General features: G+C 69.3%; 23 protein-coding genes and 1 tRNA gene. 22 read left to right on the forward strand and 2 right to left on the reverse strand.

What is annotated here, in order from left to right:
- Positions 1-59 precede the first annotated feature (59 nt).
- Positions 60-962 carry a TIGR03619 family F420-dependent LLM class oxidoreductase gene (locus QRY02_RS40650; RefSeq protein WP_285988035.1) on the reverse strand — a complete coding sequence of 301 codons (903 nt, stop codon included), beginning with the start codon at positions 960-962 and terminating at the stop codon, positions 60-62.
- A gap of 240 nt (positions 963-1202) precedes the next feature.
- Here QRY02_RS40650 and QRY02_RS40655 point away from each other — a divergent pair.
- From QRY02_RS40655 to QRY02_RS40680, 6 genes are all read left to right on the forward strand, one after another.
- A tRNA-Trp gene (locus QRY02_RS40655) sits at positions 1203-1275 on the forward strand.
- A 26-nt stretch (positions 1276-1301) separates the two neighbouring features.
- Positions 1302-1742 (forward strand): preprotein translocase subunit SecE, encoded by a 441-nt coding sequence (secE, locus tag QRY02_RS40660; RefSeq protein ID WP_285988036.1) that lies wholly within the window; start codon positions 1302-1304, stop codon positions 1740-1742.
- 73 nt (positions 1743-1815) lie between these two features.
- The gene (nusG, locus tag QRY02_RS40665; RefSeq protein WP_285988037.1) at positions 1816-2670 is read left to right on the forward strand and encodes a transcription termination/antitermination protein NusG; all 855 of its coding nucleotides are present in this window, start codon (positions 1816-1818) and stop codon (positions 2668-2670) included.
- 74 nt (positions 2671-2744) lie between these two features.
- Positions 2745-3182 carry a 50S ribosomal protein L11 gene (gene rplK, locus QRY02_RS40670; protein ID WP_043781763.1) on the forward strand — a complete coding sequence of 146 codons (438 nt, stop codon included), beginning with the start codon at positions 2745-2747 and terminating at the stop codon, positions 3180-3182.
- 80 nt (positions 3183-3262) lie between these two features.
- A complete protein-coding gene (gene rplA / locus QRY02_RS40675) occupies positions 3263-3982 on the forward strand; it encodes a 50S ribosomal protein L1 (RefSeq protein ID WP_086842353.1) in 720 nt (239 codons plus the stop codon).
- 161 nt (positions 3983-4143) lie between these two features.
- On the forward strand, positions 4144-4917 hold the full coding sequence (locus QRY02_RS40680) for an alpha/beta fold hydrolase (protein ID WP_285988038.1): 774 nt from the start codon (positions 4144-4146) through the stop codon (positions 4915-4917).
- Here QRY02_RS40680 and QRY02_RS40685 read toward each other — a convergent pair.
- Positions 4914-5783 (reverse strand): hypothetical protein, encoded by an 870-nt coding sequence (locus tag QRY02_RS40685; protein WP_285988039.1) that lies wholly within the window; start codon positions 5781-5783, stop codon positions 4914-4916. The genes QRY02_RS40680 and QRY02_RS40685 overlap by 4 nt on opposite strands.
- 309 nt (positions 5784-6092) lie before the next feature.
- Here QRY02_RS40685 and rplJ point away from each other — a divergent pair, with 309 nt between their 5' ends.
- From rplJ to QRY02_RS40765, 16 genes are all read left to right on the forward strand, one after another.
- A complete protein-coding gene (rplJ, locus tag QRY02_RS40690; RefSeq protein ID WP_285988040.1) occupies positions 6093-6647 on the forward strand; it encodes a 50S ribosomal protein L10 in 555 nt (184 codons plus the stop codon).
- Between the two features lie 50 nt (positions 6648-6697).
- On the forward strand, positions 6698-7081 hold the full coding sequence (gene rplL / locus QRY02_RS40695; protein ID WP_013222530.1) for a 50S ribosomal protein L7/L12: 384 nt from the start codon (positions 6698-6700) through the stop codon (positions 7079-7081).
- 129 nt (positions 7082-7210) lie between these two features.
- Entirely contained in the window at positions 7211-7357 is a 147-nt protein-coding gene (locus tag QRY02_RS40700) for a hypothetical protein (RefSeq protein WP_285988041.1), read from the forward strand.
- A 301-nt stretch (positions 7358-7658) separates the two neighbouring features.
- On the forward strand, positions 7659-8837 hold the full coding sequence (locus tag QRY02_RS40705) for an ABC transporter ATP-binding protein (RefSeq protein ID WP_285988042.1): 1179 nt from the start codon (positions 7659-7661) through the stop codon (positions 8835-8837).
- A gap of 38 nt (positions 8838-8875) precedes the next feature.
- Complete coding sequence (locus tag QRY02_RS40710) at positions 8876-9628, forward strand: MlaE family ABC transporter permease (RefSeq protein WP_013222532.1); 753 nt, start codon at positions 8876-8878, stop codon at positions 9626-9628.
- A gap of 4 nt (positions 9629-9632) precedes the next feature.
- Positions 9633-10469 carry an MlaE family ABC transporter permease gene (locus QRY02_RS40715; protein WP_086842343.1) on the forward strand — a complete coding sequence of 279 codons (837 nt, stop codon included), beginning with the start codon at positions 9633-9635 and terminating at the stop codon, positions 10467-10469.
- On the forward strand, positions 10466-11791 hold the full coding sequence (locus QRY02_RS40720) for an MCE family protein (RefSeq protein WP_285988043.1): 1326 nt from the start codon (positions 10466-10468) through the stop codon (positions 11789-11791). The genes QRY02_RS40715 and QRY02_RS40720 overlap by 4 nt, the downstream gene beginning before the upstream one ends.
- Positions 11788-12816 carry an MCE family protein gene (locus QRY02_RS40725; protein WP_285988044.1) on the forward strand — a complete coding sequence of 343 codons (1029 nt, stop codon included), beginning with the start codon at positions 11788-11790 and terminating at the stop codon, positions 12814-12816. Before QRY02_RS40720 ends, QRY02_RS40725 begins: the two co-directional genes overlap by 4 nt.
- Positions 12813-13799: an MCE family protein gene (locus tag QRY02_RS40730; RefSeq protein WP_285988045.1), complete on the forward strand. Its 987-nt coding sequence runs from the start codon at positions 12813-12815 to the stop codon at positions 13797-13799. Before QRY02_RS40725 ends, QRY02_RS40730 begins: the two co-directional genes overlap by 4 nt.
- Positions 13796-14980: an MCE family protein gene (locus tag QRY02_RS40735; RefSeq protein ID WP_285988046.1), complete on the forward strand. Its 1185-nt coding sequence runs from the start codon at positions 13796-13798 to the stop codon at positions 14978-14980. Before QRY02_RS40730 ends, QRY02_RS40735 begins: the two co-directional genes overlap by 4 nt.
- Positions 14977-16149 (forward strand): MCE family protein, encoded by a 1173-nt coding sequence (locus QRY02_RS40740; protein ID WP_285988047.1) that lies wholly within the window; start codon positions 14977-14979, stop codon positions 16147-16149. The genes QRY02_RS40735 and QRY02_RS40740 overlap by 4 nt, the downstream gene beginning before the upstream one ends.
- Positions 16149-17414, forward strand: coding sequence for an MCE family protein (locus QRY02_RS40745; RefSeq protein ID WP_285988048.1), 1266 nt, complete (start codon positions 16149-16151; stop codon positions 17412-17414). The genes QRY02_RS40740 and QRY02_RS40745 overlap by 1 nt, the downstream gene beginning before the upstream one ends.
- Before the next feature lie 37 nt (positions 17415-17451).
- Positions 17452-18027, forward strand: coding sequence for a hypothetical protein (locus QRY02_RS40750; protein WP_285988049.1), 576 nt, complete (start codon positions 17452-17454; stop codon positions 18025-18027).
- A gap of 173 nt (positions 18028-18200) precedes the next feature.
- Positions 18201-19184: a hypothetical protein gene (locus QRY02_RS40755; RefSeq protein ID WP_285994064.1), complete on the forward strand. Its 984-nt coding sequence runs from the start codon at positions 18201-18203 to the stop codon at positions 19182-19184.
- Positions 19185-19246: 62 nt separating this feature from the next.
- A complete protein-coding gene (locus QRY02_RS40760) occupies positions 19247-20239 on the forward strand; it encodes a Gfo/Idh/MocA family protein (protein WP_285988050.1) in 993 nt (330 codons plus the stop codon).
- Positions 20236-21000 carry a Gfo/Idh/MocA family protein gene (locus QRY02_RS40765; RefSeq protein ID WP_285988051.1) on the forward strand — a complete coding sequence of 255 codons (765 nt, stop codon included), beginning with the start codon at positions 20236-20238 and terminating at the stop codon, positions 20998-21000. Before QRY02_RS40760 ends, QRY02_RS40765 begins: the two co-directional genes overlap by 4 nt.
- Positions 21001-21018 lie beyond the last annotated feature (18 nt).

A 21018-nucleotide genomic window follows, 5' to 3' on the forward strand; every position in this document is an offset into this window, starting at 1 on the left:
TTCTAACTATAATAGAACAATGAAGAGCTGCGGGAGATGTGCGTCACACCGATGGGGGGTCAGTTCACGGTCGTGATCAGTTCGCCGGCGAGGTCCAGGGCGTGGTCGACGTCCTTCGCGACGTAGTGCAGGTCGACGAGCACCTCGGTGATGCCCAGCTCGCGGGCCACGTCGAGGCAGGGGAGGACGTCGGCGGCCGCCTCGACGGCGGTGCCTGGCCGTGGGTTGATCCGCAGCACGCGGCGCAGGGTGCCCGGGTCGCGGCCGGCCTTGTCGGCCGCGGCGAGCGCGACCGACCAGAGGCCGGTCAGGTACTGCTCCGGCATCCAGCCGGCGAGCCAGCCGTCCGCGCGGCGTCCCACCCGGGCCAGCGCCGGCGGCGAGAACCCGCCGAGCAGCACCGGCGGGTGCGGGTCCTGCGCCGGGCGCAGGCCGACCGTCGACGGCGCGATCCGCCACTGCGGGCCCTCGTGCTCCGCGGGGTCGCCGGTCCACAGTGCGTCGAGCGCGTCGAGCAGTTCTTCGAGCCGCCGGCCCCGGCCCGCCCACGGCACCCCGGTGGCGAAGTACTCCTCGCGCAGCCAGCCGAGACCGAAGCCGACGTCCAGCCGTCCCGAGCTGGCCAGATCGAGCGAGGTCAGCGCCCGGGCGAGCAGCACCGGGGAATACACCGGGCCGGTCAGCGCGCTCATCCCCAGGCGGGCCGTGCGGGTCACCGCGGCCGCGGTCGCCAGCGTCGTGAACGGGTCGGCGAAGGTCTCGAACTCCCTGGGGTACGGGTGCTCCGGCGTCCCGCCGCCCGGGTAGCGGTCCGACGGCTCGAGCGGCGTCAGGATCCGGTCGCCCACCCAGAGCGAGGCGAAGCCGAGGTCCTCCGCGGCCGTCGCGAAGCGCGCCACGGCGGCGGGGTCGGCGAGGGCGCCGTACTGGGGCAGCGCGAGGCCGAGCTGTGTCCCGCTCACCGGCGGGCACCCGCCGACCGGGGGGTGGTCGTCATGGCGGACATCCTGGCATGATCAGGAGGTCGGCGGGAGTTTTCCGCAGGCCGGCCGGGGTGCGGTGGTCGATCGGGGGGCGCGGTTGCGGGCTCCCGCGAGGCTTGCCGTAGACTTCGGGACTTGGAACGCACTACGGTCATCCCCGCCTGGATGGTGGGGACGATGGAATGCGTCCTCCGGGGCTCCGAGCTATCGGGGCTCCACAGGGGTGTAGCTCAATTGGCAGAGCAGCGGTCTCCAAAACCGCAGGTTGCAGGTTCAAGTCCTGTCACCCCTGCGTAACGGAACTGGTGGAGCGGAGGAGTGGTCGTGAGCGACAGCGACGCCAGCGGCGGCGAGCAGGAGCAGGACGGCGCCGGGCAGAAGCCCGAGAGCCCGTCCCGTCCCGTGACAGCTGCCGCCCGGCGTGAGCGCCGTGCGACCGCTCGCCCGGCGGGGAAGTCCGCGGCACGTGCGGACGACAAGACCCGTCCGGCCGGGAAGTCGGGGGAGAAGACCGCCCCGGACGCGAAGGGCGCTCCGACTCCGAAGCGGGACCAGAAGCCGAAGAAGGCCTCCGTGTTCGCGCGGCTGGTGCGCTTCATCCGCGAGGTCTGGGCGGAGCTGCGCAAGGTCATCTGGCCCAACCGCAAGCAGATGGTCACCTACACCGTGGTCGTGCTCGTCTTCGTGGTGTTCATGGTGGGCCTGGTGAGCGTGCTCGACCTGGCATTCAAGTGGGGCATCGGCAAGATCTTCGGCTGACGCGCCCCGGCGCGCGCCGAATGGGGCCCAGGTCCCGGCCTTGGCCCGCAATGATCAACTGAGAGGACGGAACGTGACCTCCGACAACGGCACAGCAGCCGGTCACGACCTGACCGAGCTTTCCGACGAGCAGGTGCACGCGGCACTCGGTGACGAGGAGTCCGCGCACCTCGAGCCCGTCGACGTGTCGGACTCCGAGGTCGACGACGCCGAATCCGGTGCCGACGCCGCAGCTTCCTCCGACGAGGACGACGACGTGGCTCCGGCCGACGCGGCCGAGGCCGAAGCCGAGCCCGCCGCGGACGACGAGGACCCGGTCGCCAAGCTGCGCTCCGAGCTGCTCGCCGCGCCCGGCGAGTGGTACGTCGTGCACTCCTACGCCGGGTACGAGAACAAGGTGAAGACCAACCTCGAGACCCGGACCCAGACCCTGGACGTCGAGGACTACATCTTCCAGATCGAGGTCCCGACCGAAGAGGTCACCGAGATCAAGAACGGCCAGCGCAAGCAGGTGCAGCGCAAGGTGCTGCCCGGCTACATCCTGGTCCGGATGGACCTGAACGACGCCTCGTGGAGCGCGGTGCGCAACACGCCCGGTGTCACCGGGTTCGTCGGCGCCACCTCGCGGCCGTCGCCGCTGACCGTGGACGAGGTGCTGAAGTTCCTCGCCCCGAAGGTCGAGAGCGAAGCCCCCGCGAAGGCGGGCAAGGGCGAGTCCACCGCGACCGCGGCCCCGCTCGGTGGCCCGGCCGTCGAGGTCGACTTCGAGATCGGCGAGTCGGTCACCGTCATGGACGGCCCGTTCGCGACGCTGCCGGCGACGATCTCCGAGGTCAACATCGACGGGCAGAAGCTGAAGGTCCTGGTGTCGATCTTCGGCCGGGAGACCCCGGTCGAGCTGTCGTTCAACCAGGTCTCCAAGATCTGACGGCCGCCCGGTCGGCCGCAGTTCCCGCGTCCACGGCAGGTACGCGGGGGACGTAGTACAGGACAGGAAAAGAAATGCCACCCAAGAAGAAGAAGCTTGCGGCGATCATCAAGCTGCAGATCAAGGCGGGTGCGGCCAACCCCGCGCCGCCGGTCGGCCCCGCGCTGGGTCAGCACGGCGTCAACATCATGGAGTTCTGCAAGGCCTACAACGCCGCGACCGAGTCGCAGCGCGGGGACGTCGTCCCGGTCGAGATCTCCGTGTACGAGGACCGGTCGTTCGACTTCAAGCTGAAGACGCCGCCGGCCGCGAAGCTGCTGCTGAAGGCCGCGGGCGTGGAGAAGGGCTCCGGCGAGCCGCACAAGACCAAGGTCGCCAAGGTCACTTGGGACCAGGTCCGCGAGATCGCCAAGACCAAGGAGACCGACCTCAACGCGCACGACATCGACCAGGCCGCGAAGATCATCGCCGGCACTGCTCGGTCGATGGGCATCACGGTCGTCGACGCCTGACGTTCGCAGCAATACCCGTGGGAGAGCCAAGTGCTGGCTCTGACACCACACTGATCCGTTTTTGAAGTAAGGACAGAAGCATGACCAAGCACAGCAAGGCTTACCGCCAGGCTGCGGAGCTCATCGACAAGGCGCGGCTGTACGCGCCGCTCGAGGCCGCGAAGCTGGCGAAGGAAACCTCCAAGACCAAGATGGACGCGACCGTCGAGGTCGCGATGCGTCTCGGTGTGGACCCCCGCAAGGCCGACCAGATGGTCCGCGGCACCGTGAACCTGCCGCACGGCACCGGTAAGACCGCCCGCGTCATCGTCTTCGCCGTCGGCGACAAGGCCGCCGAGGCCGAAGCCGCCGGCGCGGACGCGGTCGGCACCGACGAACTGATCGAGCGCATCCAGGGTGGCTGGCTCGACTTCGACGCCGCGATCGCGACGCCGGACCAGATGGCCAAGGTGGGCCGCATCGCCCGCATCCTCGGCCCGCGTGGCCTGATGCCGAACCCGAAGACCGGCACGGTGACCCCCGCGGTCGAGAAGGCCGTGAAGGACATCAAGGGCGGTAAGATCAACTTCCGCGTCGACAAGCAGGCCAACCTGCACCTGGTGATCGGCAAGGCTTCCTTCGACACCGAGAAGCTGGTCGAGAACTACGCCGCCGCGCTGGACGAGATCCTCCGCGCCAAGCCGTCGTCGGCGAAGGGCCGTTACCTGAAGAAGGTCACCTTCACCACCACGATGGGCCCGGGCATCCCGGTCGACCCGCTGCGGACCCGCAACCTCCTCTCCGAGGAAGCAGCGGTCTGAGAACCTTATTCTGGTTAGGACGGCGCCACGGAACGCAACCCGCCCGCATGAGGCGAACTTCGCGCCGGCCGACGGCTGAATAAGGTTCTGAGTCTGAGATCACCAGAAAGGGCGTCCCCGCTTGCTGCGGGGGCGCCCTTTCTTCGTGTCTTATTGACAGCATGCCGACTTTCGCGTCGTTCGACGGGCTCCGGTTGCACTACACGGTGTGGGAGGGCGACGGCGCCCACCGCCCGGTGCTGCTGCAGCACGGTTTCGCCGCGGACACGAACGCGAACTGGATTTCCACGGGGGTCGTCGCCGCCCTGCGTTCGGCCGGCTTCACGGTGATCTCCCTGGACGCCCGCGGCCACGGCCGCTCCGAAAAGCCGCACGACGAGTCCCGCTACACCGAGGACGCGATGGCGCGGGACGTCTCGGCCCTGCTCGACGAGCTGGGCCTCGACGAGGTCTCGATGGTCGGCTATTCGATGGGCGCGATCATCGCGCTGACGGTGACGGCGGCGGACAAGCGCATCCGCTCCCTGGCCACGGGCGGCGTCGGTTCGGGCATCGTCGACTTCGGCGGCGTGGACCTGCGCGTGCTGAAGCCGGCCGACATCGCCGCGGCACTGCTGGCGGAGGACCCCGCATCGGTGCCGCCATCGGGGGTCCCGTTCCGTCTGCTGGCCGACGCGGTGGGCGGCGATCGCCGGGCGCTGGCGGCGGTGGCGTCGGCGTCCCGGCAGGGGCGCCTGGACCTGTCGGCGATCGGGGTGCCGACCCTGGTCCTGGCGGGAGAGCAGGACCAGCTGGCAGCCGAGCCGGAAAGACTGGCGGCGGCGATCGCGGGGGCAAGACTGGTCCGCATCCCGGGCGACCACATGACGGCGGTGATGTCACCGGCGTTCGCGGAGGCCCTGGTGTCGTTCCTGTCGGCTCCGCACCCGCGCTAGCGGCTGGTCGGCGTCGGCGGCGGGCAGGGCGTGGGCTCGTTGGTGTGCTCGACGATCAGCCATTGGCCCTTCGGCACCTTCGCCACGGTGAACGCGCCGAGCGCAGGGCCGCCTTCGATGCCGAACTGGCACGAGCTGATCGTGAACCGGTCGCCGGGGATCGGCTCCGAGACGTACGACGGCATCGATTCGGCGTACTTGTTCTTGTTGGTGACCTTGCGGTTCAGCTCGTGCACGGCGACCTGGCAGTCCGCGTAGCCCAGGTCCTGGGCGAACTTCTGCTGGATCGGCTCGTCCATCCGCCCGCACGCCTGCGGCACGAGGTTCTGGGCGATGGCGTCGTAGACCTCGCGGACGGCTTCGTACGGGCTCGTCGAAAGAATGTGGTTGGTCTGGTACTTCCCGCCGCCCTCCTGGGCGAGCTGGGCGGAGGTCTTGCCCGAGTCGTTGGGGAAGAAGTGGTTGTACAGCCACGTGCCCGCGATCGCGAGGAGGATGAACGCCAGCACCCAGGCGATGACCTTCTTGCCGAGCCAGGTGACCCACTTCGGTGCCCGGCGGCGCTCGACCGGGACCAGCTGGTAGCCCGGTGGGATCACCGGGGGCTGGGACGCCGGTGCCTGGACGACGCCCGTGTCGGGTGCGGGGGCCGGCTGGTTGCCCTGCTGGGCCTGGGTGAAGCGCAGGTAGTCCTGGAACTGCTGGAACTGGCGGAACTGCTCCAGTTCGGCCGGGTCGGCCGGTGGCTCAGCGGGTGCGCCGGACGGCTGGGGGAGTGCGGGCCTGCCGTGGCCCGCGGTGGGCGTGTTCGGGCCCGCCGGTTCGATCTCCGCGCCCGGCTTTCCGTCATCGCGCTGCTCCGCCACGTCACCATGATGCCCTCCGATGGACCGCGTGGAACCCCCAGGCGTCCTAAACGCAGGTCAGGGCCGGGGGTGCGAACGGCCCTCCGAACCCGTCGCGTACACTTGACGATGGTTCTACCGAAGACCGCTGGTTTTCCCCGCCCCAACGGGGAACGAAGGTCCCGCACTCGCCGGGCGGCCCGCGCAGGAGGAACGAGGCTCCGGCACGTATGCCGGAATGACGCCCCGCGCCTGTCTGCGCGAGGGCGTTTCGTCGTTTCGGGGGCCCCTCGATGCCAGTGGAAACACTAGCCAAGAGAGGAGGCGACCATGGCGAAGCCCGACAAGGTGGCGGCCGTCGCCGAGATCGCGGAGAGCTTCCGCACCAGCTCGGCCACCGTCGTTACCCAGTACACCGGCCTCTCCGTGTCCCAGCTGTCCCAGCTGCGCCGCGCTCTCGGCACCAGTGCCAAGTACCGGGTCGCGAAGAACACCCTCGTCAAGCGTGCCGCCGAGGACGCTGGCGTCCAGGGGCTCGAGGACCTGTTCGTCGGCGCGACCGCCATCGCCTTCGTCGAGGGTGAAGCGGTCGACGCCGCCAAGGCGCTTCGCGACTTCGCGAAGGACAACAACGCGCTTGTGATCAAGGGCGGCTACATGGACGGCAAAGCGCTGTCCGTGGACGAGATCAACCGGATCGCCGATCTCGACAGCCGTGAGGTCCTGCTCGCCAAGGCGGCGGGCGCGTTCAAGGCGAAGCTGTCCCAGGCCGCCGCGCTGTTCCAGGCGCCGGCGTCCCAGGTCGCCCGCCTGGCTGCCGCGCTGGAGGAGAAGCAGCGCAACGCCGCCGGTACCGAAGCAGCCGAAGCACCCGCCGAGAGCTGAACCACCCCCCACCCCGAACGTCTAGTTCGTTTTTCTGAGAGGAAGCCATCATGGCGAAGCTGAGCACCGCCGAGCTGATCGACGCCTTCAAGGAGCTGACCCTCCTCGAGCTGTCCGAGTTCGTGAAGGAGTTCGAAGAGGTCTTCGACGTGACCGCCGCCGCGCCGGTCGCCGTCGCCGCCGGCCCGGCCGCCGCCGCTGCCGCCCCGGTCGAGGAGCAGGACGAGTTCGACGTCGTCCTCGAGGGCGCCGGCGACAAGAAGATCCAGGTCATCAAGGTCGTCCGCGAGGTCGTCTCCGGTCTGGGCCTGAAGGAGGCCAAGGAGCTGGTCGAGGCCGCTCCCAAGGCCCTCCTGGAGAAGGTCGACAAGGAGGCCGCCGAGGCCGCCAAGGAGAAGCTCGAGGCCGCGGGCGCCAAGATCTCCATCAAGTGATTCCGGGCGCGCCAGCGCCTGTGCACCACCTCGAGAAGGGGCGGGCATCCATTCGGATGCCCGCCCCTTCCGTTTTGCCGGAAAGCGCCCGGATGTTGCGACGGCGGGCCCGGACGCGACTTGATGACCATGACCGACCCCGAGCACCTCGAGCTCCTCGCCCAGCAGCTGACCGGCCGCACGCCCCTGCTCACGCTCTCGCCGGCGGCCGTGGCCGCGCCCGTGCTGGTGTTGCTGGTCGTGGCCGCCTTGACCCTGCTCGCGGCGGTCCACTGAGGCCGGTCCCCTAGGACCGCTGTCCGAATGGCCCCGAGCCCCTAAAACGCGGGTACGGGGCCACGCAGCTCTGCGCCGTTGCCCCGTTTGGGCTACCGTGCTGCCAGTTGGCGATCACGGCGGGGTGACGATGAACCCGGGGCTGGCCAGAAAAGAAAACTGGTGAGTAACCTGTTCGCACTCAGCTCGTTGCACCTGGTTGACGCGGGTTCGTGGGCGCCACCGGCCCACACTCGCCGCCGGCGTGGGTGGCAGGGTGTGGCAGCGGGCGCAATGACGCGGAACAGCTCCTGGAGGTGCGATGGGTGCCGAGGTGGTCATCGAAGGTCTGACGAAGTCCTTCGGTAAGCAGGCCATCTGGCGGGACGTCACGTTGACGCTCCCCCCGGGCGAAGTGTCGGCCATGCTCGGCCCGTCGGGGACCGGCAAGTCGGTCTTCCTGAAGTCGATGATCGGGCTGCTCAAGCCCGACCGCGGCCGCTGCATGATCAACGGTGTCGACATCGTCACCTGCTCCGAGCACAAGCTCTACGAGATCCGGAAGCTCTTCGGCGTCCTCTTCCAGGACGGCGCGCTGTTCGGCTCGATGAACCTCTACGACAACGTCGCCTTCCCGCTGCGCGAGCACACGAAGAAGTCCGAGACGGAGATCCGCCGGATCGTGCTCGAAAAGCTCGACATGACCGGTCTGAACGGCGCCGACAAGAAGCTGCCGGGCGAGATCTCCGGCGGGATGCGCAAGCGCGCAGGCCTCGCCCGTGCCCTGGTGCTGGACCCGGAGATCATCCTGGTCGACGAGCCGGACTCCGGTCTCGACCCGGTCCGCACCACCTACATCTCGCAGCTGTTCCTCGACGTCAACGCGCAGATCGACGCGACGTTCCTGATCGTCACCCACAACATCAACCTGGCCCGCACGGTGCCGGACAACCTGGGCATGCTCTTCCGCAAGGAACTGGTCATGTTCGGCCCGCGCGAGGTGCTGCTGACCAGCGAAGAGCCGGTCGTCAAGCAGTTCCTCAACGGCAAGATGCAGGGCCCGATCGGCATGTCCGAGGAGAAGGACAGCGCCCAGATGGCCGCCGAGCAGGCGATGTTCGAAGCCGGCCACCACGCGGGCGGCGTCGAGGACGTCTCCGGGGTGCCGCCGCAGATGCAGCCGACGCCGGGCGTGCCCACCCGGATGGGTGCCGTCCGCCGCAAGGACCGGGTCATGGAGATCATGCACCGGCTGCCGCCGGCCGCGCAGGAGAGCATCATCGAGTCGCTGAGCCCGGAGGAGCAGCGCCACTACGGTGTGCGGCCGCACCGCGGCCAGCCGCAGCAGGTCGGCGCCCGCCCGCAGGGTGACGGCGTCCCGAACCAGCACCACGGGCAGCTGCCCGCCGACCAGGTGGCGCGCATCCCAGGCGGCGGGCAGCCGCCGAGACAGGGCACGCACCGCGTGCCACCACGCGACAACGGGCCAGGTGGCCGGTGAGTTCTCCCGCAACACAGGCGAAGATCCCCGGGATCGGCATGCTCCGCGAGACCGGGAACCTGTTCGCTCTCGGCCTGGACATCGTCCGCGGCCTGTTCCAGCGCCCGTTCCAGCTGCGGGAGTTCATCCAGCAGTCGTGGTTCATCGCGAGCGTGACGATCCTGCCGACGGCCCTGGTGGCCATCCCGTTCGGTGCCGTCATCTCGCTGCAGTTCGGGTCGCTCGCCCGCCAGCTGGGCGCGCAGTCCTACACCGGCGCGGGCTCCGTGCTCGCCACCGTGCAGCAGGCCAGTCCGCTGGTCACCGCGCTGCTGGTGGCGGGCGCGGGCGGCTCCGCCGTCTGCGCCGACATCGGCGCCCGGACCATCCGCGAAGAGATCGCCGCCATGGAGGTCCTCGGCGTCTCCGCGGTCCAGCGGCTGATCGTGCCGCGCACCCTGGCCATGATGCTGGTCGCGCTCCTGCTCAACGGCATGGTCAGCGTCATCGGCGTGCTCGGCGGCTACTTCTTCAACGTCGTGCTGCAAGGCGGGACGCCGGGTGCCTACCTGGCGAGCTTCTCCGCCCTCGCGCAGCTGCCCGACCTCTGGGTCGGTGAGCTCAAGGCGCTGATCTTCGGGTTCATCGCCGCCGTCGTCGCGTCCTACCGGGGCTTGAACCCCTCCGGCGGCCCGAAGGGCGTCGGGGACGCGGTGAACCAGTCGGTGGTCATCACGTTCCTGCTGCTGTTCGTCGTGAACTTCGTGATCACCCTGATCTACCTGCAGATCGTGCCCGGAAAGCTGGACTAGCGCCATGACGTTCCTCCAGGGCGCTAAACGCGTCGTCAACCGACCCCTCCAGACGCTGGACACCCTCGGCGACCAGATGTCGTTCTACGGCCGCGCGCTGCTGTGGACGCCGAGGACGCTGCGCCGCTACACCAAAGAGGTGCTCCGGCTGCTCGCCGAGGTGAGCTTCGGCTCCGGCTCGCTGGCGGTCATCGGCGGCACGGTCGGCGTGATGGTCGGCCTGACCCTGTTCACCGGTGTCCTCGTCGGCCTCCAGGGCTACTCGGCGCTGAACTCGATCGGGACGTCGGCCTTCACCGGCTTCCTGACCGCGTTCTTCAACACCCGCGAGATCGCCCCGCTGGTCGCCGGGCTCGCCCTGAGCGCCACCGTCGGCGCCGGGTTCACCGCCCAGCTCGGCGCGATGCGGATCTCCGAGGAGATCGACGCCCTGGAAGTCATGGGCGTGCCGAGCCTGCCGTACCTGGTCACGACGCGGATCATCGCCGGGTTCGTCGCGGTCATCCCGCTCTACATCATCGGCCTGCTGAGCTCGTACCTCGCGTCGAGACTGGTCGTCATCTACATCTACAACCAATCAGCGGGCACCTACGACCACTACTTCGACCTGTTCCTGCCACCCCAGGACGTGCTCTATTCGTTCATCAAGGTGCTGCTGTTCAGCGTTCTGATCATCCTGTCGCACTGCTACTTCGGGTACCGGGCGACCGGTGGCCCGGCCGGTGTCGGCGTCGCGGTCGGCAAGGCCGTGCGGCTGTCCATCGTCACGGTGTCGATCATGAACTTCTTCATCGGGTTCGCCATCTGGGGAACCGACGTCACGGTAAGGATCGCGGGATGAGGACGCTCCGACGCAGGCTGCTCGGCCTGCTGCTCATCGCCGTGATGGTCGGCGGGGTGGCGCTGTCCATCGCGCTCTACGACAAGGCGTTCACGCCGGTCGTCACGGTCAAGCTGCAGGCCGACAAGATCGGCAACCAGCTGATCAGGCAGTCCGACGTCAAGGTGCGCGGGCTGATCGTCGGCTCGGTGCAGGACATCGTCGCCACCGACCACGGCGCCGAGCTGACCCTGGCGCTGCAGCCGGAGTCCGCGAAGCTCATCCCGGAGAACGTCTCGGCGCGGTTCCTGCCCAAGACGCTCTTCGGCGAGCGGTTCGTCTCGCTGGAGATCCCGAAGGACCCGTCGGCGAAGACCCTCGCCAGCGGCGACGTCATCCCGCAGGACCGCACGTCGAGCGCGGTCGAGCTGGAGCAGGCGTTCTCCCACCTGATGCCGGTGCTGCAGGCGGTGCAGCCGCAGAAGCTGTCGGCGACGCTCACCGCGATCTCGACGGCGCTGCAGGGCCGCGGCGACCAGCTCGGCGACACGCTTTCGCAGCTGGGCACCTACATCGGCGAGCTGAACCCGCACGAGCCGGAGCTGCAGCACAACCTCAAGGCGCTCGCGGAGTTCTCCGACCACCTGAAGGACTCGGCCCCGGACCTGGTGCAGAGCCTGGACAACCTGAGCACGACGACCCGGACCGTGGTCGACGAGCAGCAGCACCTGTCGAACCTCTACGGCAGCCTGACCCAGGCCTCGGTGGACCTGCAGACGTTCCTGCAGAACAACAAGGACAACATCATCTCCCTCGTCGACACCGCCCGGCCGACAGCCGAACTGCTGGCGAAGTACGCGCCGGAGTACCCCTGCGTGATCTCCCAGATGGCCAAGAACGTGCCGCTGATCGACCAGGCGCTGGGCAAGGGCACCGACAAGCCCGGCCTGCACGCGACCATCGAGATCATCGTGCCGCGCGCGCCGTACCAGGCCGGCAAGGAAGAGCCGCGGTTCGACGACAAGCGCGGCCCGCGCTGCTACGACATCAAGGACATCCCGAAGCCGTTCCCGTCCGAGCCGCCGGACGGCGCGTTCAAGGACGGCACGCTGCACCAGGCCGCGCCGAAGAGCGCCGGCGAGGGCCTCAACCCGGCCAAGTTCAAGGCCGACGCGGCCGGCAACGGCGGCAGCGGTGGTGATCTGGCGTATTCGACGGCGGAGCAGGGCTTCCTGGCCGATCTCCTCGGCCCGCAGCTGGGCATGACCGCCGCGGACGTCCCGGGCTGGAGCTCGCTGCTCGTCGGCCCGCTGTACCGGGGTGCGGAGGTGACGGTCAAGTGAGGGGCCTGCTCGCGCCGCTGATCAAGCTCGGCATCTTCGTGGTGGTCACCGTGCTGTTCACGACGATCCTCGGGATCAGCATCGCCAACATCAACACCACCAGCACCAACGCCTACAAGGCCCGCTTCACCGACGCGACGCTGCTGCTGCCCAACGACGACGTCCGCATCGCGGGCGTCCGGGTCGGGCAGGTCAAGGACGTCAAGATCGTCGACAAGCGGCAGGCCGAGGTCGAGTTCGAGGTCGACGCCGGCCGGACGCTGCCGGCCGGGGTGACCGCGCAGATCAAGTTCCGCAACCTGGTCGGGCAGCGGTACGTCTCGCTCGGCGAGGGCGACGACAGCACCGGCAAGACGCTCAGCCCCGGTGGCACCATCCCGCTGGAGCGGACCACGCCGGCGCTGGACCTGACCGAGCTGTTCAACGGTTTCAAGCCGCTGTTCACCGCGCTCAACCCCGAGGACGTCAACAAGCTGTCCTACGAGGTCATCCAGGTCCTGCAGGGCGAGGGCGGCACCGTGGAGAGCCTGCTGTCGCACACGGCGTCGCTGGCCACCACGATCGCCGACAAGGACCAGGTGATCGGCGAGGTCATCGACAACCTCAACTCGGTGCTCGACACGGTCAACGCGCACACCCCGCAGCTCAACGACCTGATCATCAAGCTGCAGCAGCTGGTGTCCGGGCTGGCCGCCGACCGCAAGCCGATCGGCGACGCGATCGAGAGCCTCGGCACGCTCGCCCAGACGACGTCCGGGCTGCTCGGCGAGGTCCGCGAGCCGCTGAAGAACGACATCGACGCGCTCGGGAACCTGACGAGCGCCCTCAACAAGAACGAGCCGGAGCTGGAGCACTTCATCCAGTTCCTGCCGACCAAGGTGAGCACGCTGACCCGCACCGCGGACTACGGCTCCTGGTTCAACTTCTACGCCTGTGAGTTCTCCGGGAGCGTGAGCTTGCCGCCACTGATCAACGACGTGCCGATCCCCCTGGTGCCCCTCAACCGGGAGAGGTGCAAGGGATGAAGTCGTTCCAGAAGCGCAACCCCGTGCCGATCGCGCTGGTCGGGATCGTCGTGCTGGCGCTGGCCTTCACCGCCGCGCTCAACTCCGAAGACCTGCCGGTGATCGGCGGCGGCACCACCTACAGCGCCGAGTTCAGCGAGGCGTCCGGGCTGCAGAAGGACAACGACGTCCGGATCGCCGGCGTCAAGGTCGGCAAGGTCAGCGACATCGAGCTCGACGGCGCGTCGGTGAAGGTGTCGTTCAAGGTCAAGGACGCCTGGCTGGGCGACCGGACCAGTGCCGCGATCAAGATCAAGACGCTGCTCGGGCAGAAGTACCTGTCGCTGGACCCGCAGGGCGAAGGCGCGCTGAACCCGGGCACCGGCATCCCGCGGGACCGGACGATGGCGCCGTACGACGTGCTCGACGCCTTCCGCGGGCTGTCCCAGACGGTCGACAACATCGACACCAAGCAGCTGGCGCAGAGCTTCGACACGATCTCGCAGACCTTCGCCCACACGCCGGAGGACGTGAAGGGCGCGCTGTCGGGGCTGTCGAAGCTGTCGGACACGATCGCCTCGCGTGACCAGCAGCTGTCGAACCTGCTGGCCAACACCCGAGAGGTGTCGCAGACCCTGGTCGACCGCGACGCCGAGGTGCAGAAGCTGCTCGACGACGGCAACGACCTGCTCGCCGAGCTGGCCAAGCGCGAAGACGCGATCACCGCGCTGCTGGACGGCTCCCGCCAGCTGGCCACGCAGCTGCAGGGCCTGATCGACGACAACGACAAGCAGCTCGACCCGGTGCTGACCCAGCTCGACCAGCTGACGTCGATGCTGCAGCGCAACCAGGACTCGCTGGCCGAGGGGCTCAAGAAGTTCGCGCCCTTCATCCGCGTCTTCACCAACACCATCGGCAACGGCCGCTGGTTCGACAACTACATCTGCGGCCTGGTCCTGCCGTCGTTCGGCCCGATCAACGAAGAGGGGTGCTACACGAAATGAGTGACACCCGCTTCGGAGTGGCCCTGACCAGGGGCTTCACCATCGCGATCGTGCTCGCGCTCGTCGTCGCCGGCGGGATCTGGTGGACCCTCAAGGACGCCGGCCGCAACCACCTGACCGCGTACTTCGGCGGCGCCGTCGGCCTGTACGAGGGCAACAGCGTGCGGATGCTCGGCGTCGACATGGGCACGGTCACCAAGATCACCCCGATGGGCAACCAGGTGAAGGTCGACTTCGAGTACGACCGCTCGGTCGCCGTCCCGGCCGACGCGAAGGCGCTCATCGTGGCGCCGTCGCTGGTGTCGGACCGCTACGTGCAGCTGGCCCCGGCCTACACCGGCGGCCCGCGGATCTCCGACGGCGCGGTCATCGGCCTCGACCGCACCGAGGTGCCGCTGGAGGTCGACCAGCTGGCGGCCAGCCTGGCCCGGGTCAGCGAGACCCTCGGCCCGAACGGCGCCAACAAGTCCGGGTCGCTGTCGAACCTGCTGAACACCGCGGCGGCCAACGTCGACGGCAACGGCCAGGCCCTGCACGACACGATCACCAAGCTCGGCCAGGCGGCCGGCACGCTGTCGGGCAACAAGGACGACCTGTTCTCCACCGTGGAGAACCTCGGCAAGTTCTCGCAGACGCTGGCCGACTCCGACAAGCAGGTCCGCACCTTCGAGGGCAGGCTCGCCGACGTCAGCGGCTACCTGGCGTCCGAAAAGGACAACCTGGCCGCGACCGTGCAGCAGCTCGGCACGACCCTGACCGCGGTGCAGGCGTTCATCGACGCCAACCACGACCGGCTCAAGTCCAATGTGGACAAGCTGGCCGGCATCACCAAGGTGCTCGTCGACCAGCGCAGCTCGCTCGCCGAGATCCTCGACGTCGCCCCGGTCGGCCTGAGCAACCTGGTCAACACCTACAACGGCTCGGCCGGCACGCTCGACGCCCGGCCGAACCTCAACGAGCTGACCCAGCCGCCGCTGGTGATGATCTGCCGGCTGCTCAAGCAGGTCGGCACCAACAGCATCCCGGACGTGCTCGGCAACGCCTGCGAGAGCATCGCCGGCGTGGTCGACAAGGTGATCCCGCTGCCGTCCGTGGCGCAGACCGTGCAGGCCCTGCAGTCCGGTCAGCTGCCGCCCTTGCCGCTGCCCATCGCCGGGCAGCTCTACGGAGGTGGCCGGTGAAGAAGCTACTGATCGCCGGGGCCCTGGCCACGGCGTCCGCGCTGGTCCTTTCCGGGTGTGCGTTCAAGGGCATCTACGACCTGCCGCTGCCCGGTGGCGCCGACCTCGGCGACCACCCGTACACGGTGAACGTCGAGTTCCGGGACGTGCTCGACCTGACCCCGCAGGCCGGGGTGAAGGTCGACGAGGTGCCGGTCGGCCGGGTCGAGAACGTCGGGCTCACCAAGGACGGCTGGCACGCGCTGGTCACGCTGCGGGTCAACGGCGGCATCAAGCTGCCGGCCAACGCGATCGCCAACGTGAAGCAGTCCAGCCTGCTCGGTGAGAAGTACGTCGAGCTGGCTTCGCCCGGCGACGACCAGGCCCGCGGCAAGCTCGCCGACAACGCGACCATCCCGCTGGCCCGCACGAACCGCAGCGTCGAGGTCGAAGAGCTGCTCGGGGCGCTGTCCCTGCTGCTCAACGGCGGTGGCGTCGACCAGCTGAACACCATCACCAAGGAGCTCAACAACGCCACGTCCGGCCGCGAGCCGGACATCAAGGCGTTGCTGGACAACGCGAACCAGCTGGTGACGAACCTCGACAAGCAGTCGAAGAACATCACCCGGGCCATCGACGGGCTGAACCGGCTCTCCTCGACCCTCAACGGCCAGAAGGACAAGCTGGTCGGCGCGGTCGACAACCTCGGGCCCGGGCTCGGCGTGCTGGAGCAGCAGCGCGGCCAGCTGGTCACCATGCTGCAGGCGCTGGACAACCTCTCCGGCGTCGCCATCGACACGGTGAACAAGTCGCAAAAGGACCTCGTCGCCGACCTGAAGGCGCTGACGCCGACGCTGCAAAAGCTCGGCGAGGCGGGCAACGACCTGCCGAAGGCGCTGGAGATCCTGCTGACGTTCCCGTTCAGCGACCAGGCCGTCAACGGCGTCAAGGGTGACTACTTCAACCTGTTCGCGAAGGTGGACCTGAACCTGAAGACCGTCGTCGAGAACCTGGGCAACAGCCGGCAGAACGCCCTGGCCGGGCAGCTGCCGCTGGCCGGCCTGACCGGCGGGGTCCAGGGCACGCCGGCCAACCAGCCGCCACCGCTGCCGATCCCCGGCACCGGGCAGCAACAGTCGAAGCCGGGCCTGGGCAACCTCTTCGGGCTCCTGCCGGGAGGTGCGGGCTGATGCTGATCCGCCGGACGAAGATCCAGCTGATCGCCTTCGTGGTGATCTCGGTCGTCGCGATCGTCTACGCGCTGATCCGGTTCGCCGGGCTCGGCAGCGTGTTCGGCAACGACGGCTACACGGTGAAGCTGCAGCTCAACGAATCGGGCGGCATCTTCACCAACGCCGAAGTCACCTACCGCGGCTACAACATCGGCCGCGTCGGCGAGATGCGGCTGACCCAGACCGGGCTCGAAGCCGACCTGAACATCGACCCGTCGGCGCCGAAGGTGCCCGCGGACCTCGACGCCGTCGTCGCCAACCGGTCGGCCGTCGGTGAGCAGTACGTCGACCTGCGGCCCAAGGCCGACCAGGGCCCGTACCTCGCGGCCGGCTCGGTGATCCCGGCGGCCAAGACGACCACGCCGGTCAGCACCGACCGGCTGATCGGCGACCTCGACACGCTCGCCGCGTCGGTCCCGGTCGACTCGCTGCGCACGGTCGTCGACGAGTCCTACGACGCCTTCCGCGGCACCGGCGGCGACCTGCAGAAGCTGCTCGACACCGCGCGCAGCTTCACCACGACGGCGCAGCAGTACCTGCCGCAGACGATCCAGTTGCTGGACGCTGGCGGCCAGGTGCTCGACACGCAGAACGCCGAGGCGGCGAACTTCGCCTCGTTCAGCAAGAGCCTCAACGAGCTCACCGGCACGCTGAAGAACTCCGACGGCGATCTGCGCAAGCTCATCGGCGTCACGCCGCAGGTGGCGTCCCAGATCAGCCAGGTGCTGGCCGAGTCCGGCCCGGGCCTGGGCGCGCTGACGGCGAACCTGCTCACCACGGCCAACCTGACCGTGACCCGCCTCGACGGGATCGAGCAGGGCCTGGTCACCTACCCGGCGCTGGCCGGCGCGGCGAGCAGCGTGGCGCCCGGCGACGGCACCGCGCACCTCGGCCTGGTGCTCAACCTGTTCAACCCGCCGGCCTGCACGAAGGGGTACCTCCCCTACTCGAAGTACCGCCCCGGGAACGACCTCTCGGCGAAGCCGGCGAAGGAAGACGCGTACTGTGCCGAACCGAAGGGCAGCCCGATCAACGTCCGCGGTTCGCAGAACGCGCCGTACGGCGGGGTGCCGGTCGCGCCGTCCGACAGCGACGTCTCGGCCAACGCGAACCGGCCGGCCGAAGAGCTGGCCGAGGAGCGGAACACCCGGGGTGTGCCGGGCATCGTCGGCAGCCCCGGCGTCAGCCTCACCAGCCTGGGCTCGCTGCTCGGCCTGACCTGACGCGGATTTTGACGACCGTTACCTACCCTGGAGTGTCATGAGCACGGACGAGCCGGCCGCCACGGCAGTGGAGGAGGAGTCCTCCCCGAGGCTGCCGAAGGACCCCTCGCGGACCCTGGTGCTCGGCGCCGCGGCACTGGCACTGGCCGGCCTCATCGCGGCGGCGATCTTCGGCGTCCAGTGGTGGATGGCCGAGAACGACGACAACGCCGGCCTGGCGGCGTCGCGTGAGGCCGTGGTCAAGGCGGGCACCAACGCGCTGAAGGCCTACACCGAAGTCGACTACAACGACCTCGACGGCTTCTTCGCCCGGCAGAAGGCGGTGTCGGACGACAAGATGGCGCAGCAGATCGACCAGTCGGCGCCCACCTTCCGCAAGGCGCTGGCGGACGCCAAGACGAAGGTCACCACGGACGTCCAGGACGTCGCCGTCGAGGAGCTGGACGACCACGAAGGCAAGGCCAGCTTCCTCGCCGCCATCGCCACCACCGTCACCCAGGGGGACAAGAGCAGCGCGAAGCCGTTGCGCCTCGAAGTCTCGATGACCCGGGTGGGCGATGATTGGAAGCTGTCCGGGATCGACAGCGTCCCGCTCGTCGCGGCCGGCCAGTGAGGCTTATTCTGGTCAGCCCGGCGCACCCCGCAGGCGGCCGCCTGACCAGCAGTTACCTTGCGCCGGGCGACGGCTGAATAAGCCTCACTAGCGTTAGCCAGAAGGAGCCCGTAGTGCCCCCCTCCCGCCGCCAGCCGCCGCGCAGCACCCCGTCGCCGTCGCGGCGTCCCCGCGTGGCCGGTCTGCGCAAGCCCCCGACGGACGAGACCGCCGCCGAGCGGACCGGGCAGCTGCCCGCCGTGCCGCCCGCGAAGCCGCGCCCGCGGCCGGCGCCGCGTCCGGTGCCCCGGCCGGCCGCCAAGCCCGCCGAGCCGGTGGAGTCCACCAGCGGGCAGCTCGACGACCTGGCGCCGGCCGAGGACACGCAGGTGTTCGCGCCGGTCGGCACCGGTGTCGAGGAGGAGCCGCAGGTCGACGCGCTCACGGGTGAGCCCTCGGCCGACGAGGAAGAAGCCCCGGCGCGGCCGGCACCGCGGCGGAAGCAGCGGGACACCGGCATCGCGAAGCCGTCCGACATCTCCGAAGCCGAGGCAGAGGCCGCTTCGGAGGAGGAGCCCGCTCCGGCCGCAGCGGGCTCCTTCTCGCACAAGCCGTACGTGCTGGCGAGCGCGCTCGTGCTCGTGGCGCTGCTCCTGGGCGGCCTGGCGTTCTGGTTCCACGTGAAGGAAGACAAGATCTCCGCGGCGACGAGCAACACCGCGCTGCTGGACGTCGCGAAGACCGCCCAGGTCAAGGACGCGGTGTCGAAGGCGGCCGAGGCGCTGTTCTCCTACGACTTCAACAACATCAAGAAGACCGAGGACGCGGCGAACGACCTGCTCGCCAACGACGACGTCAAGAACAAGTACAACTCGCTGATGGGCGAGGTGAAGCGGCTGGCGCCGCAGCAGAAGATGATCGTGACGTGCAAGGTGACGCGCGCGGCGGTGATCATGCTCAACGGCGACCTGGCGAAGGTGATGGTCTTCGTCGACCAGACCTCGACCCGCACGGACACGAAGAAGACGACGGCGGGCACGGCCCAGCTCCACCTCAACGCCCAGCTCCAGGGCGACAAGTGGAAGATCACCGACATGGACACCTACAACGCGCCGAAGGTCCCGGCGGCGTCGCAGGCACCCTCGTCGGCGCCGGCTTCTCCCTCGCCGACGAAGTAGCGCTTTCCGAACTACCCACGTTGGTAATGGCTCCCACCGGCGGTGTGGGCGAGTCTCGGTACGTGAAGACGTTGCGGCAGCTCGAGGTGGCTCTGGTCGGTGCGGGGCTGATTGCCCGGCTCCACCTGGAAGCGTGGCTGGGTACCGGGGCCGCCGTGCGGGTGTACTCCGACGACGGCCGGGGCGTCGAGCTGGCGAAGGAGTTCGGCGCGACGGCCGCCGGGTCCCTGGAAGAGGCACTCGACGGCGCCGACGCCGTCGACATCTGCACGCCGACCGCGAGCCACCACGAGATCGCCATGACGGCCATCGCCGCCGGCGTCGGTGTCGTGTGTGAGAAGCCCTTGGCCGCCAGTGCCGAAGAGGCCGAAGAGATCGTCTCGGCCGCCGAACGGGCCGGGGTGCGGCTCTACGCCGCCCACGACGTGCGGTTCGCCGCGCCGTACGCGCGGCTGCACGAGCTCGTCGCGAGCGGGCGGCTCGGGGAAGGTGCCCTCGGCCGGTTCTCCTTCTCCGCCTACCACCCGCGGCCCTGGACCGGGCACGCCTCCGCGCGGTCGGGGGGCATCCTCACCGACCAGCTGCTGCACGGCGCCGACCTCGCGCACTGGGTCTTCGGGGACGTCGTCCGCGTGCACGCCTGCTACCAGGGCGACATCGCCACCCCGGCGCCCGAAGGGGCCGTCGCGACCGGGACCGCCGTGCTCACCCACGCCAGTGGCGCCATCAGCCAGGTCGTGAGCCGGTGGACGGCCACGCCGCGACCGCCGGTGCGGGTGGCCTTCCACGTCTCGGGCACCGGGGGCACCGTGAGCTACGACTCCGAGTGGCCGCAGGAGGTCCGGGTCGTCGACGGCGGCGCCGAGAACTTCGCTTACGGCGGGCCGTCGGTGTTCGACACCGAAATGCGGGAATTCGCCACGGCTTTCGCGGGTGGGCCCGAGCCGCGCATCGGGGCGGGGGACGCGCTGGCCGCCGTCCGGATCATCCACGCCGCCGCCGAGTCCGCGTGGACCGGGCGGGCCGTCGAACTGCCGGTGAGGGGAGCAGCGTGAAGGTCGCCATCCTGTCGTCCGCGCCCGAGGTCCACGCCGGGGCGCTGCGCGGCCTGCCGGACGTCGAAGTCGTCGCCGTGGCGGGCTGGGACGCGTTCGAGCCGGTCCGGCGGGCGGCCGAGGCCGGCGCGCGGGTGCTGTGCGAATACCCGGCCGCCGCCAAGGAAACCGACCTGAAAGCCGTGATCGACGCCTCGGGCGACCGGCTCACGGTGGCGTCTCCGGCCTGCCACGGCGAGGCGTTCGCCGTGGTGCGCAAGGGGATCGCCGACGGCGGTATCGGTGAGCTCACGACCGTCCTCGGCTCGGTGGCCACGAGGGCGGACGGGGTGCTGGGTGCCGCCGCGCCGTACCTGCTCGACCTGGCGGACGCCGTCCTCGGCGGTGAGCCCGCGCGGCAGGTGTACGCCCAGACCAATATCGTCCTCAGTGGACGTAGTGGGGAAAGCGCGGCGGTGCTCACGGTGCGGTACCGGAGCGGGAAGGTCGCGTCGTTCGACTGCCGCCGCAACGGTTCCGCGACGGGACTGCCGGCCGTCACCTTCGTCGGGGACAAGGGGAGCGTCCAGTACGACGCCGGTCCGCAGCTGCTCGGCGGCGAGCGGCCCGAACTGGGTGGCGAAGACCTGCATGCCTTGATGGCGAGGGACTTCCTCGGCGGCGAGGGGGCCGGGCCGGACGGTCAGGCCGCTCTGCGGACGTTCCGGATCATCCAAGCGGCCTACGAATCGGCGCACACCGGGCAGCCCGTCGACCTGTAACGCGGTTTCGTCTCGAAG

This window comes from Amycolatopsis sp. DG1A-15b (assembly GCF_030285645.1).
Lineage (GTDB): Bacteria > Actinomycetota > Actinomycetes > Mycobacteriales > Pseudonocardiaceae > Amycolatopsis.